Here is a 14964-nt window from a genome sequence, read left to right on the forward strand (position 1 = left end):
AATAATATATAACACTGGTAAAATATTGTCAATTCATTGACATTCCCTTTTATCGCCTGTAAACTTATAATGTTACGGTCAAGGCCAGACGGCGGCCCATAACCATAAATCACACAATGTTTGTGCCGCAAGGCGGCATGTAGGAAATTTGGGAAGTAAATATGCAGGGGGTGTAATGATGATTTTATCCTGTCAAAATATATCAAAGGCTTTTAACGCCGAGCCTGTGCTATGCAATGTTTCATTTCATATAGAAGACCATGAAAAGGCCGCCATTGTAGGAATTAACGGGGCCGGGAAAACCACTTTGCTCCGTATTATTGTGGGAGAACAGGCATCGGATACGGGTATTGTCACGCTTTCAAAGGGCAAAACCCTTGGATACCTTGCGCAAAATCAGGTTGTAGACAGTGAAAATACCATTTATGATGAGCTCCTCTTAGTGAAAGCGGATGTGATTGCCATGGAGCATCAAATCCGGCAGATGGAGCATGACATGAAACAGGCAGCCGGCAGCCAGCTTGAAAGCCTTATGGAGGCCTATACCCGTTTAACCCATGCCTTCGAGCTTGCCAATGGCTATGCCTGCCAGAGCGAGGTTACAGGCGTCTTAAAGGGATTGGGCTTTACAGAGGAAGAATTTTCTAAAAAAATATCCACCCTCTCCGGAGGGCAGAAAACCCGCGTGGCATTAGGACGCCTTCTTCTCCTTAACCCTGATCTGATTCTTTTAGATGAGCCTACCAACCATTTGGACTTGCATTCTATTACGTGGCTGGAGACCTATCTTTTAAATTATAAAGGGGCCGTCTTAATTGTGTCCCATGACCGGTATTTCCTTGACCGGATTGCCGGGAAAATTATTGAAATCGATCAGACAAAGGCTACCTCCTTTCTGGGGAATTATTCTGATTATGCCGTCAAAAAAGAGCAGCTTCGCACGGCCGCCCTCCATGCCTACTTAAAGCAGCAGCAGGAAATCAAGCATCAGGAGGCGGTAATTGAAAAATTAAAATCCTTCAACCGGGAAAAGTCTATCAGGCGGGCTGAAAGCCGTGAAAAAATGTTAGATAAGATGGAGGTTTTAGATAAGCCCACTATGGCCCGCGCGGACATTCATATGACCCTTTCCCCCAGAATCACCAGCGGAAAGGATGTGCTGCACATAGAAGCCCTAGCCAAGTCTTTCGGTAAACAGACACTTTTTTCGCAGCTTGATATGGATATAAAGCGGGGAGAGCATGTTGCGATTATCGGCGACAACGGCACTGGCAAGACCACTATCCTTAAGATTATCAACGGCCTGTTAAAAGCCGATGAAGGGACCATAACCTTAGGCAGCAATGTGCAGATTGGTTATTACGATCAGGAACATCATGTACTGCACATGGAAAAAACCCTGTTTGAGGAAATCTCCGATACCTATCCTTACCTGAATAACACAGAAATCAGAAACACTCTGGCAGCTTTTCTCTTTACGGGAGATGATGTCTATAAACAGGTTAAGGATTTAAGCGGCGGCGAGCGGGGGCGCCTTTCTCTGGCTAAGCTGATGCTCTCCGAATCCAATTTCCTGATTTTGGATGAGCCTACCAACCATCTGGACATTACCTCCAAGGAGATTTTGGAGGATGCTTTAAATTCCTATGAAGGAACCTTGCTTTATGTATCCCATGACCGCTATTTTATCAACCGGACAGCCAGCCGCATTTTAGACCTTGAGGCGGGTAAGCTTACCGGATATCTGGGTAATTACGATTATTATCTGGAAAAAAGGGATACCCTTGCCAAATCTCTTTCTTTAGATGATTCATCAATTCCAAAAGAAGATGCGCCTTCCGAAAATAAGCTAAGCTGGCAGGCCCAAAAGGAAATGCAGGCAAGAGCCCGCAAAAAAGAAAACGACCTGAAAAAATGCGAAGAAGCCATCACAGATATAGAGCGGAAACTTTCGGAAATTGAATCTACTATGAGTCTTCCCGAAGTTGCTACCAATGTGGCGCGGCTGCAGGAACTGACAAAGGAGCAGGAAGAAATGAACCAAAAGCTTTCGGCCCTATACGAACAATGGGAAGCACTAGAAGCTTAAGCCTTATACCAACAAACGCTGTTACGCTTTACGAAGCGCAGCAGCGTTTGTTTCATCCACTCATCTGTTATGTAAATCTGAATAAGCCGGCCCATTATAGCCTTTGACTGCTTAAGTTAACGCATCAAAAGTTTCCCTGATTGCCCGGATAAAATCAAGACTGTTTAAAATCACAGGACTTTCGCAGGTGGAAATCAGGGACAGACTTTTGGTCATCTTTCCATCTTCTACCGTCTTAATGCAGGCTTTTTCCAGCTTATCCGCAAAGGCTGTCAATTCAGGTATGTTATCTAATTCTCCCCGCTTACGGATCGCCCCTGTCCAGGCAAAAATAGTTGCGATGGAATTAGTTGAGGTCTCCTCTCCTTTTAAATGCTTGTAATAATGGCGTTGTACCGTTCCATGGGCCGCCTCATATTCGTAAACGCCGTCAGGGGATACCAGAACAGACGTCATCATGGAAAGGTCTCCATAAGCGGTAGCCACCATATCGGACATAACATCGCCGTCATAATTCTTGCAGGCCCATATGAAACCGCCCTCAGAACGGATAACCCGTGCAACTGCATCGTCAATTAAAGTATAAAAATACTCTATGCCCAGTTTTTTAAATTTATCCTTGTATTCTCCCTCATAAATTTCCTGAAAAATGTCCTTAAAGGTATGATCATACTTTTTGGAAATTGTATCCTTTGTGGCAAACCACAAATCCTGCTTTGTATCAATGGCATAATTAAAGCAGGCTCTTGCAAAACTGGAAATGGATTTTTCCGTATTATGGATACCCTGCAGTATCCCTGCCCCGTCAAAATGATGTATCAATTCTCTTGTTACGGTGCCATCCTCCGCCGTAAATACCAGTTCTGCCTTACCCTTACCGGGAACTTTGATCTCCGCATTTTTATATACATCCCCATAAGCGTGACGGGCAATGGTGATTGGCTTTGTCCAGTTTTTCACATAAGGAACAATCCCCTTTATCAAAATAGGTGCACGGAATACCGTACCGTCTAAGATAGCGCGGATGGTACCATTGGGGCTCTTCCACATTTCCTTCAAATCATACTCTGTCATACGGGCAGCGTTAGGCGTGATTGTAGCACATTTTACCGCCACCCCATATTTCTGCGTAGCATGCGCGCTGTCCACCGTTACCTGGTCGTTCGTTTCATTCCTATGTTCCAGTCCAAGATCATAATACTCTGTCTTCAAGTCAATATATGGCAGCAGCAGCTCATCCTTAATCATCTGCCAAAGTATTCTGGTCATTTCATCTCCGTCCATCTCCACAAGGGGAGTCGTCATCTTAATTTTTTCCATTTTTCCTCCATTCCGAACTGTTTTATGTTAGCGACTTGTCCGGGCTAAATATGCCGTACAGACCGTTCTTTACAATATTATCATAGGCATTGACCATGTGGCAAGTAGCGAAACGCTCCGCTTCGTTTGGCTTTCCCGCTTTGATTGCCTCCATAATCTGACGGTGCTCCTCATTAGAGGCCATTCCCCTTTCCTTGGTGGAAAGCGTTTTTTTCCGGATTCTGATTACATACTGATGAAAATCCTGCAAAAGATTTTCAAGCATTTTAGAATCACAGGCCTCGTAAAGAATGTGATGGAATCGGTTGTCCAGCTCCGCCATCTGCTCCATATGCCCTTTGGACGCGTGAAAACTGGCTAAATATATATTTTCCTCCATCTCCTCAAGCTGTTCCTTTGTAATATGCTCCGTTGCCAGCCGCGCGCACATACCTTCCAGAGAAGAACGTATCATATAAATATCCTTCACATCCTTAGCCGTAATGCCAGTCACATAAGCGCCCTTGTTCGGCACAATCTGTATCAGCCCTTCCAGCTCTAACTGCCTGAAAGCTTCTCTGACCGGCGTCCGGCTTACGCCCAGCTCCTCTCCTATTGCAACCTCCTTTAATTCCTCATGTTCTTCATACTTTCCATTTAAAATATCTTCCCGCAGCTTGTGAAATACTCTGCCCCGCAGGGAATACTTGTCTGTCACTTCCTGTTTTAAATCATATTTGCCCATGGCATATACGCTTACCTTTCCTCCATTTCTTTTACAGGCTTCCAGAATCTCTTTACACCTGTTTTTTTAAAGTCATGTGAAGCTGTCTGCAAACATCCTCTATCTGCTCCACCAACTCATCATCCGTCATAACCGTTACACGGCCATCCCCATACTGTTGATCCACCCACTTTTTTACCTCAGCCACAATCGGGCTTGTCTTATCTAGCTGCTCATCTTCCGCCAGCTTAAAATAGGTGTTGATCCAATGGGCGATGCCAGCCAGTCCTGACGTGTTGCTGACCGCACACAACACCGGCCTGTTTAAGAATTTTTCCGTATCAAATATATTGTAAATCTCCTCATTTTTCAGAAGACCATCCGCATGAATTCCAGCCCTTGTAACGTTAAAATTCTTTCCCACAAAGGGCGTTCTCTCCGGAATATGATAGCCGATTTCCTTCTCATAATATTCGGCCAGCTCCGTAATCACTGTGGTATCCATACCGTTTAATTCGCCCTTTAACTGGGCATATTCAAACACCATAGCCTCCAAAGGTGTATTTCCGGTTCTTTCCCCAATGCCAAAAAGAGAAGTATTCACACCGCAGCATCCATACAGCCATGCCGTAGTGGAATTCACCACCGACTTATAAAAATCATTATGTCCATGCCATTCAATCAATTCATGAGGCACACCTGCATGGGTATACAGCGCGTAAATGATTCCCTGGACGCTTCTTGGAATAACCGCGCCCGGATAATTCACTCCGTATCCCATAGTGTCGCAGGCCCGCACCTTAACAGGAATCCCATATTCCTCCATAAGCTTCATAAGTTCTAGACAGAAAGGCACTACATAACCATAAATATCAGCTCTGGTAATATCCTCCAAGTGACATCTGACACTGATTCCTTCCTCTAAACAGTCCCGGACAACACTTAAATAATGCTCCATGGCCTGTCTCCTGGTCATCTTAAGCTTCAGGAAAATATGGTAATCGGAACAGCTTACCAAAATACCGGTTTCCTTCATGCCAATCTCTTTTACAAGCTTAAAATCTTCCTTGCTGGCGCGAATCCAGCTTGTGACCTCCGGGAACGCATAGCCTCTCTCCATACATTTATAAACCGCATCCCTGTCCTTCTTGCTGTAAAGGAAAAATTCACTGGCACGAATCATGCCCTTTGGCCCGCCCAGCCGATGCAGATAATCATAAATCTTCACAATCTGCTCTGTGGTATAGGGCGCCCTGGACTGCTGTCCGTCACGGAAAGTCGTGTCGGTAATCCAGATATTTTTCGGCATATTATGTGGCACTATCCTGTCGTTAAAAGGAATCTTAGGCACCTCCGAGTAAGGGAACATATTCCTGAACACATTGGGCTTTTTCACATCATCCAATATGTACATATGCTCCTCAATTTCAAGTAAATTGTTATTTTCATTCAGCGACACCGGTCGTTCTAAAAAATAATTATTTTCAGCCATCATACATCCCTCCAATCCATGTATTATTGTATACAATCTAGCTTCTTATGTCAATGCCGAAATATGACTATACGCAGAAGTCAATTTCTAAGCATTTCCTACATCGCCTAAATCTATTTTATTTCCCGCAAAAAAGGACGTAAGCCATATATCATAAACTTGCGCCCTGGTCTGCTTACTCCTTCCTGATTTCTTTTGATACCTGCTCTCTATCTGTCTCTCATTTTCAGCCATAGTCAACCGGCCACAAGCCGGTCAATCTGTATCATTCCCCATCCTTGCTTACTCCAGGGCTCTTTTAAATCCCTGGCCGTGTACAAAAGTTTCTGCTTCGCCTGTTCATTCGTATAAAAGGGATATTTCTGGAGTAAAAGTGCAAGCCCGCCTGAAACAATAGGTGTTGCCATGGAGGTACCGCTTTTGGCAACATAGGCATTCCTGTAATACCGTCCGCGCCGTGCAATTCCTGCATTACAGGAAACAATGTCTGTGCCCGGTGCCACCACATCCGGTTTTTTCATTGCATAAGGGCTAGGACCGCGGCTGGAATAATCCTCACATAAATGTCCGCTGTCCCCAAAATAACCTCCTTCGTGGCACCCTACCGTTATCACATCCCGCCTTGCACCAAGGGGAGAAATTGTCATTGGCTCCGGCCCCATATTTCCTGCGGCGCATACCACAATAAGGCCACATCTCCAGGCTTCATCCACCAGCTTAACCAGCTTTTCCATTCTCTCTTTTTCTGTGTTTTCGCCCATCCCAATCGAAATATTCAGAATCCGGATATCATATTCCTTCTGTTTGTCAAGCACCCATTCAAGCCCCCGGGCCATAACATCCACATTACCATCGCCCTTATCATCCAGTACCTTTCCCACTACAAGGTTACTGTAAGGCGCAATTCCTTTGTATTTTCCCCTTGATACCCAGCCGCTGCCGCAAATGCATCCTGCCACATGGGTTCCATGTCCGCTGTCGTCATAGTTCCACTTTTTCCCATTTACAAAATCATGAAAAGCGATAATTCTATTATCAAAATCAGGGTGTGAAGACACCCCGGTATCCAACATTGCTATTGTCACGCCCCTGCTTCCACAGGAAAAGACGATTTCATCACTACATCTAACTTGTTGCCTTACCCGAAGCATAAAAAACTCCCGGCTTTTTCTATTATCATATGCCGGGAGCCTTGAACAGTTCTATATTATTTTCACAATTCAGCTGCTGCACATAAAAAGCTCCCGGCTTTTTATCATACTGCGCCGGAAGCTTCTATCATTTATTTCGTATTTTTTATTCTTTTTGGTTTCTCTTTATAGAAAAATAAAGCTATTGCACAGGCGAAAAATCCTAATGCCAAAAACCACTTGGGATGAAGGAAATCTCCTGTATCAGGCGTATCATCTTTATTCCCAGATAAGCTGGTAATCACTGCATTGCCATCTGTCACAACAGCCTGACCATTAATGTTAGTAGAACGGTAAATGCCAAAGGGTGAAAAATGGCTTGTGGTAAATTGAATATAATCCCCGTCTTCCAACGTCTCCGTGCGATGCTCCACTGCCTCTAACTGACCGTCCTGGTCTAAAGTAACAACATGCAGGTCATCGGCTGCATTAAGTCCGGAAGGCAGCTTAACCTGTACCATAACAGACTGCCTGCCGAGTCTTCCAATCGGTATATTTCCCGATGCTTCAAAAAGAGATACATCATAAGCGTTAAGACCGGAAGGAGATCTGCCTCCATAAAGTTCACCATAGGCTGCCGAAATCTTTTCAGCGGCCGTTTCCGAATCATTTATTTTAAGAACATAGCTGCCCTCATTTCCCGGTATTTCTGCTCTTGCGTTTGTCCCCTCTGGTATGGTATCACTGTTTACCTGCAATGCAATCCCACTTTCTTCTATCTTAGAAACGCCCTGGCTGTTGTCTGCTATTTGATTGCCAGACTCTCCGCAAATAACACCATTAAATCCATAAGTATCCGCCTGCAGCACTGTCCCATCAAAGTCATCTATTCCATCCGGAACAATTGCATTTTTTATGTTTGCAAATGCATAGGTACGATATTCCTCATTGGCAATTCTACCCGCCGTTTTTCCCACGGAAAGCACCGGCAATTCACTTCCCTCAAAAACTACCGTATCGGTTCCGTTTAAAAGAGCGTAAGACCCAAGTCCAACCTCCTTCATAGAAGACGGAATTACTACTTTGGACAAAGGACAATTCATAAAAGCTCTGTCCTTTACTGTTACCAGATTTTCCCCGCCATTGACAGTCTTTAAATTCCGACAGTTCATGAAAGCTTCTTCTCCTATCACTTCCACCGTATCAGGGAGATTCACCGCCGTAATTCCTGCATGTTCCTTAAATACGCCAGGTCCAATCTGCTTTACCCCTGCCGGTATATTTACTACACTGTCAGACCCGTGATAGGCAATCAAAATTCCATCGCCAGCCACCAAAAACGGCTCCGAAGCATTTTCCACCCAAGGTGTCTTTTCGAAAGCATAAGGCTCTATCTCTACTATAGAATCCGGCAATGTCACATCCGTCAAATCATCACAATGATAAAAAGCGCCATACTCAATTTTCGTTACGCCTTCGGGAATGGCTACGGAAGTAAGACCTGACCTTGCAAAGGCAAACTCTCCAATCTCCACAATCCCTTCCTCGATCTCATATTCCTTAAGCTCGCTGTCCTGATAAAAGGCCTGGGATGCAATTTTGGTATCATTTACAATGGTATATTTGGGGAAATTCTTTCCTTTTTGCGCATTATCCACCAAACGATTTTCGATTGTTTCGCTCTGAGCTGATGTATCCTGCTGATTGGCTCCTTCACCTTCCGTGTCTTCAGAAGCGTCTTCCATACCGGATAAATCAATTCTTCCGGAAGGCTGATTGCCATCTAGTACCTTGGACTGTCTATTATCAATAAAAATAACCGCTCTGCCAGAAACAATGCTGGATTGCCCTAATAATGTTTTGTTACTGATGGTTTCCGTAACAGATTTCATAGAGGGTTCCGGCGTTGGCGAAAGCTCTGTTCCATCATCTTCCATTCCTTCGTTGGCCTCATCCTCCACACTTTCCTCAGAAACCGGTGATGGCGTTGGCTCTGCAGTCTGTTCTCCGTTGTCCCCGCCTGTCTGCTCTGTTACAGCATCGGCATCTATCACCTCTGCATCCTGTACATCCTCGTATTCTACTTCTTCTACCTCTGAAGTCTTACGGGCTGCTGCAAATTCCGCACCATAGGTCCCCGGCGTAGCTGTAAATTCCACATTAGGACAGCCATCAAACGCCGAATCGCTGATTTGTGCCATCGAATCCGGTAAGGTTACTCTGTTCAGATTCACACAATCCTCAAAAGCTTTTGCGCCAATTCCTCTGATTGTAAAGGGAATTTCCACTTCTCTTAGATTTGCACAATTTGAAAAAGCATAAGCTGGCACCTCATTCAGGCCGCTCCCCAAACTAACCTTTTCCAAATATGGATTTCCCCAAAAGGCATATCCTGCTATTTCCGTAACCGTGCTGGGCAATGTATAAGCCCCTTTTTCATAGCCTGGAAGCAATAAATAAACTTTTGTTTCTTCACTATCGTATAAAATACCATTGGATAAATGTAAAAAATTGTTATCCTCCGACAAAGACAAATCCTTTAATTGGCTGTCACCGGCAAAAACACCAGTCCCCAGCTTCTTAACGCCTGCCCCCAAGCTTACATTTACCAGCTCTTTATTGTTGCTGAAAGCCGCAGTTTCTATTTCTTCCACTCCGTCTCCCACCACAATCGTCCGTAAATTGTCACAATCAGCAAAAGCTCTGTAACCAACCGATTTAACATCTCCTTCGATATTGACCTTAATTAGATTGTCATTTCCGGCAAAAGCTTCTTCCCCTATCTCCCTGATACCATCAGGAATAGACACGACATCCGCCGTGCCTGAATATTTCATTAATTTACTTCCATCCATTTCAAAATCAGACGCGATCGCTACTGCTTCCACATCTGACACAGGTACCTGGGTTATTGCTACTGCTAAAAGCAGTAGCAAAACACCCAGAGATTTTGCAATTTTTCTGTTCATAGGAGCACCTATGCCACTCTCTTCTTAACTACAACTGCCTGGTCTCTCTTAAAGAACAGTACCAGAGCAAGACACGCCATACCAAGAGATAAGAACCACTTCGGGTGAATCGGATCGCCAGTCTTAGGCGTTGCGTCTATCGTTGCCTCCGTCAGGTTCGCTGTATCCACATAAATCACATAAGGTGAGAAATGTGTTGCCGTAAAGTTCACACAAGGTACACCGCCTACAGTGGTAAATCTTACATTTAGATCCTCCAGCTGTCCATTGGAAATGGCTGCAACCCTATTGTTGCCTGCATACTGCACCAGATCATCCGGTAACGGTAAAGTCAGGTTAACGGAAATACCCGATGTATCTGCTATTTTGTTCCGTCCTGTGGAATCATACAAGCTGATATCCATAGGAAGGTATTTGATTCTGTCAAGACTTCCATATCTTGCCTGTAAAGCTGCGGTTGCCGCATCAGTAGCACTCTGATCCTCCGTCACTTTCACAACAAAATTATCCGTTGAACCGCTTACCGTAGCGCCGGCAAGATTTGTGTTGGAAAATCCCGGTCTGGTTACATCCACAGTCGTTCCGCTGCTATTGCTTACGGTTCCGGCACTTCCACTGCCGCCACCTGCACTACTGGCATTAGTTGCAGCCGTTCCGCTGCCGCCTGTTTTATAAGTTGCCGTTACAGCTACATTGGCTGCCGGCATGGTAAAGGTAGTTGATGACGCATTCGGATTGGCAAATCCCACTCCTGCCGTAGATGAAGTCCATTTATCGAACACCTGACCTTCACCCATATAATATGCATTAATTGAAACTACCTGACCGGCCGCATAGCTACCGCTGCCACTGCCGCCCGATACACTGACTGTATACTTCCTTACTTCATCGCCTGGACTTGCAGTGGGCGTAGGTGAAGCGGAAGACCTGCCTCTCCTGTCAGGGGTCGGCGTTGCATTGGAACCACCCGGAATGTTGCTTGGCGTTGCATTTGGATTCGTACCTGGATCACCATTGCTTCCGCCACTTGGACTGGCATTCGGGTCAATGGTCGGTGTAGGACCAACCTGTATATCACTATACCGGGCATAAAATGTCACATCATCATAAATTCTGTCTCTGATTGAAATATCTGCACTGGCATCTGCACTCCATCCAATAAAGTGCTCCGGATCCGCAGGTTCCGGTATCTGTTCATCCGTCAATCTGGTACCTGACGGCACTTTAATACTTACCATACCCTGTGTCGTATTTTTAACATCTACGAAATTAACAGTGCACTCTTCCTCCACTCTCATATAAACCGCATATGTTTCAAGGTATCCGTCCGAAGTTCTTTCATACTCGCTCCAGTTCTGGAAAATATAACCTGGATACTGGTACTCAGGATAACGCGCCGCATTACTTAAATCAGGCTCATAATCCACCTTTTTCTCCGCCCATTTTACGGGGTCCTCCAAAATATTAACAGGTATGGATACCGGCTGACCCACCAGAACCGGCCGTGCATTATCAACTCCCTGCGGTGTTACATAATACCTTACCTGGACTACCTCCACCGTTTCTATGTAGTAAATATCCTTTGCATAATTGCTGGCCACCGAATCATTACTGCAGATAAAGCTGATCTCATTGTCCTTTCTGGCATTTGGATCTCCTTTCGGATAAACCTGAGGTCTTCCGTCAACCAATTTAATGTCGCCGTCTTCTTCTTCAACCAAAGCGAACGCATCCGCTGCAATTGTCATTCTGTCGTTTGTAATGGTTACTTCATATAAATCCGGCGTATTCCAAAAAGCGCCTTCGCTTATGTTGGTTGCAGTTGATGGTAATCTGACAATTCCCAGCCTATCCATTTGTGAAAAAGCCTGCCGTGGTATGGTTGCAATCGATGTTTCGGTCAGATCAACGCTTCTTACATTATCACAATTTTTAAAAGCTTCTTCCTGGATAGAGCCTACTCCCTCAAATTCCTCTGTTCCAATGGCGCCTCCTCTGGTTTCGAGACACTCGACTATACTTGTCTTGGCTCCTCCATTGGCAGTACCAAAAATAATCTGTTTGTCACAGGTAAAATTAGGGTTGTTTACAAACTGCACATCTGGTAAATTCGCACATCCTCCAAAGGGCCTTATTCCTATTGACGCCACACCGGGACCAATTTCAACATTTGTAAGCTTTTCACAACCTTTAAAGGCATAATCCCCAATAGAGCCTGTGCCTACCAAACCGTTTCCGTCATAATAAAATCTTTCAAGACTCTCACAGCCTACAAAGGCATAGGGTTCTACCTCATTGACTGTATTTAACGTAACAGATCTGATATCCTTGTCAGGGCTCGAATTTTCATTTAACGGCTCACCATTTCTTTTCTTACCGGAAAACAAACCTGTTTTAACAGCAGTAACACCGGCCGGAACATTTACATTTTTTCCTGCATCCAAAATACTTTGGTAATAGCCTGAAACACCTCCGCTTTGCTCCTGACTGACTGCTTCCTGCGCATCCTTTATCATTTCATCCGTAAGATATGGATATTCACCTGACTTATACCCTATTCTAATATGCTCATAAGTAGGATAGCTAATCAGCTCGTTTCTCTGTCCTTCCGGATTGCCCGGATTATACTTTACAGCCAGATTCGTAGGCCATCCGCTGTAATAAGTAATATAGCTCAGCGCCTGACTCTCATTGTTATAATTATTGTTCGCCTTCATTGCATAGGTAAATGCGCCAAAGGTAGGTGAAATTGCTCCTGTAAACGCTAATTTGGGTTCATATTCCAACCGGCCATCACCGTTGACCGCATTCCCGGACACACTCTGACACCCTTCCTGGTGTCCATTCGTCATATCCTGTGTGTTAAACGCTTTATCACTTATTTCTAATGCATCCTCGGCGCTATGTTCAAATACAACATTTTTCAAACGATGGCATCCTTGGAAGGCATTTGCGCCAATAAATGACACACTTGATGGAATTGTCACGATTTCCAAATTACAATAACCTGCAAAGCACCCATCGTCAATTGCCGTAATCAAATGATTTCCTATGTTGGAAGGAATATTAATTATTTTACATTCCTTATCCAAAATAGGCTTTGATAAAGATTCCTGCCCATTTTCCACCCGAATTATGTATGAAATAGGATGGGGTACCGCAATATCTTCCGTACAGTACTCTACCTTTTCATAATATTCTGCATTTCCAATTATATACTTATATGATATAGAATGAACCTTGGCGGTATCATATATCGCTGCTCTTGTTTTTTCAGATGGACCTTCAAAATAAAAACTATCCCAGTTCAAAGCATCTATAAATGTATTAATATCACATTTTTCAGCGCCAGTATGATTCTCATGATTATCATCTTCTTTCTCCGGATCCTCACCGTCAATTAAATCGCAATCTAAATTTTGAATTTTTATATATTGAAGATTGATACATCCTTCAAAATAGCTAATAGGAAGCTTCTCTACATATCTCTCTGGGAACGTCAAAGAGCCTAAACTTGAACAGCCTACAAACGCATTATAACCAATATAGGAAAGGTCATTGTCAAATGTGATTGTCTCCAAACCGTTACACCCCATAAAGCAGTAATCGCCGATCGCCTTTACGCCTGTAGGTAATTCGAAACTTTTCAAGTTTGTGCATCTTAAAAAAGTATCCATGCCAAGCACCTGCAAACTGCCTGCCGCAGCCAAATCACATGATGCTAATGCTGTACAGTAAGCAAAAGCCCCATTCCCAATCATGGCTAAACCATTATTGACACCTTTGTTTACAGTGATACTTTTCAAACCGGAACAGTTGAAAAAAGCATAATCCCCAATACCAATCAGATTTTGACCTGTCCGCAGCTCACTGATATTTCCTCGTCCCGCAAATACCCCCCGCTTGTTTTCGCTCGTTACCTCATCAACAATTCTCTTTTCTCCTGTACCTGGCACATCTTCCAAATATTGTTGTCCTATATATCTCACCGAAACCGTCAGATATGTATTAATATCACTTACCGCCTGATAATGTTCTGGTTTAAGTACTACATCAGGATCCAAATATTCTCGTCTAACCGGTCCCTTATCGAAGGATACTGTCTTTTGTTCAACAGATACTTTATGATTAGCTCTGATGGAATCATCCATGGTATAAGTATAAACCCATGGCGTCAAATCTTCTTCCTCATCAACCGCTTCATCCGATGAATCATCTGATGCGGAGGTAGGCTGTTCTTCCGGTGTCTGAGTCGGTTCCTGCGTTGGCTCCTCAGTCGGCAATGTTGTCGGTTCTTCTGTCGGCTCCTGCGTTGGCAATGTTGTCGGTTCCTGCGTTGGTTCTTGTGTCGGTATTACTTCCGGTTCTTCTGTCGGGCTCGGAATTGGCTCTTGCTGCTCTGTCGATACATCTGCAGGTGTTTCCGTTGGCGCAAAAGTTGGTTCCTCCGTTGGCATATCCGTAGGCTCCGCATCTTCGACTTTATCATCCGATGATAAGGAATAGGTTGTAGGAGTATAATTTTCATTATAGCGGTATAAAGTCTTCTCTTTCCACTCCTCAAAATTATCTCGAAAACATGGATAATATGGGGCAATATTTTCCGTAAGCAGTATTGCCGTTAAATGCTTTGATGCAGGCATTCCATTTTCATCTGTATAATTATAATTATAATACCCGGTTCTGTCTCCAGGATGTTCTGTAACAATACTGGACCTTGGGAAAAGCCCATCTAGGCCTTCAACCGTAAACATGTCTTCGCTTCTTTGAAAGTATAAAAAATCATTATCAATATTTACCGCACAATAATCCCCACTTTCATTATAAGCCTGGCATGTAACCACTTCCTCCGGTATTTGCAGATAATTACCATTACTATCTGACGGTAAAGTAGTCGTGTCCGCACCTAAAATAACAGCGCTATCATTCCCTGAAACTGCAAAATAAAAAACTGCATTATTGGAAAGGGTCGTTGGGTCTGCAAATATTTGAGTATTTTTAGGTAAAATAGGGACTTGATTTTTCCATGTTGCATTTTCATCTGTATCTATATATATTTTCTTTCCATCTTTGTGCAATTCAAGTCCCGCATAATCGAAATCATCATCCGCTAACGCCACAGGATCATCCGCCCTTGCGTCCGGAACAGGGATTGCGGCAATTGCAATAGCGGATGCCATTGCCAGTGCGCCAACCGTCTTGCGAATTTGTCGCCTTAACTTTCTATTCTTTTTCTTTTTTACTTTGACCATTTGTGACAC

8 protein-coding genes are annotated in these 14964 nt (G+C 44.0%); 1 reads left to right on the forward strand and 7 read right to left on the reverse strand.

Going from position 1 to position 14964, the window contains the following annotated elements; all coding sequences use genetic code 11:
- Positions 1–178: 178 nt before the first annotated feature.
- Positions 179–2089 (forward strand): ABC-F family ATP-binding cassette domain-containing protein, encoded by a 1911-nt coding sequence (locus tag D5281_RS06000; protein WP_160559342.1) that lies wholly within the window; start codon positions 179–181, stop codon positions 2087–2089.
- Between the two features lie 111 nt (positions 2090–2200).
- On the opposite strand, the gene D5281_RS06005 is transcribed toward D5281_RS06000, so the two are convergent.
- From D5281_RS06005 to D5281_RS06035, 7 genes are all read right to left on the reverse strand, one after another.
- Entirely contained in the window at positions 2201–3409 is a 1209-nt protein-coding gene (locus D5281_RS06005; protein ID WP_160559227.1) for an NADP-dependent isocitrate dehydrogenase, read from the reverse strand.
- 22 nt (positions 3410–3431) lie between these two features.
- Positions 3432–4133, reverse strand: a complete 702-nt coding sequence (locus D5281_RS06010) for a GntR family transcriptional regulator (RefSeq protein WP_160559229.1) — start codon at positions 4131–4133, stop codon at positions 3432–3434.
- A 52-nt stretch (positions 4134–4185) separates the two neighbouring features.
- Entirely contained in the window at positions 4186–5607 is a 1422-nt protein-coding gene (locus D5281_RS06015; RefSeq protein ID WP_160559231.1) for a beta/alpha barrel domain-containing protein, read from the reverse strand.
- Positions 5608–5691: 84 nt separating this feature from the next.
- Complete coding sequence (locus D5281_RS06020) at positions 5692–5838, reverse strand: hypothetical protein (protein ID WP_160559232.1); 147 nt, start codon at positions 5836–5838, stop codon at positions 5692–5694.
- Positions 5839–5840: 2 nt separating this feature from the next.
- Positions 5841–6755: a S8 family peptidase gene (locus tag D5281_RS06025; RefSeq protein WP_160559233.1), complete on the reverse strand. Its 915-nt coding sequence runs from the start codon at positions 6753–6755 to the stop codon at positions 5841–5843.
- 131 nt (positions 6756–6886) lie between these two features.
- Entirely contained in the window at positions 6887–9703 is a 2817-nt protein-coding gene (locus tag D5281_RS06030; protein ID WP_160559234.1) for a leucine-rich repeat domain-containing protein, read from the reverse strand.
- 8 nt (positions 9704–9711) lie between these two features.
- Positions 9712–14955 (reverse strand): leucine-rich repeat protein, encoded by a 5244-nt coding sequence (locus tag D5281_RS06035; RefSeq protein WP_160559235.1) that lies wholly within the window; start codon positions 14953–14955, stop codon positions 9712–9714.
- Positions 14956–14964: the final 9 nt, after the last annotated feature.

This window comes from Parablautia muri (assembly GCF_009917485.1).
Taxonomy (GTDB): Bacteria; Bacillota; Clostridia; order Lachnospirales; family Lachnospiraceae; genus Suilimivivens; species Suilimivivens muri.

Excerpts from the sequence above, each read along its gene's own strand:
- D5281_RS06000 (WP_160559342.1), top strand. The coding sequence starts at position 179 with ATGATTTTATCCTGTCAAAATATATCAAAGGCTTTTAACGCCGAGCCT.
- D5281_RS06005 (WP_160559227.1), bottom strand. The coding sequence starts at position 3,409 with ATGGAAAAAATTAAGATGACGACTCCCCTTGTGGAGATGGACGGAGAT.
- D5281_RS06010 (WP_160559229.1), bottom strand. The coding sequence starts at position 4,133 with ATGGGCAAATATGATTTAAAACAGGAAGTGACAGACAAGTATTCCCTG.
- D5281_RS06015 (WP_160559231.1), bottom strand. The coding sequence starts at position 5,607 with ATGATGGCTGAAAATAATTATTTTTTAGAACGACCGGTGTCGCTGAAT.
- D5281_RS06020 (WP_160559232.1), bottom strand. The coding sequence starts at position 5,838 with ATGGCTGAAAATGAGAGACAGATAGAGAGCAGGTATCAAAAGAAATCA.
- D5281_RS06025 (WP_160559233.1), bottom strand. The coding sequence starts at position 6,755 with ATGCTTCGGGTAAGGCAACAAGTTAGATGTAGTGATGAAATCGTCTTT.
- D5281_RS06030 (WP_160559234.1), bottom strand. The coding sequence starts at position 9,703 with ATGAACAGAAAAATTGCAAAATCTCTGGGTGTTTTGCTACTGCTTTTA.
- D5281_RS06035 (WP_160559235.1), bottom strand. The coding sequence starts at position 14,955 with ATGGTCAAAGTAAAAAAGAAAAAGAATAGAAAGTTAAGGCGACAAATT.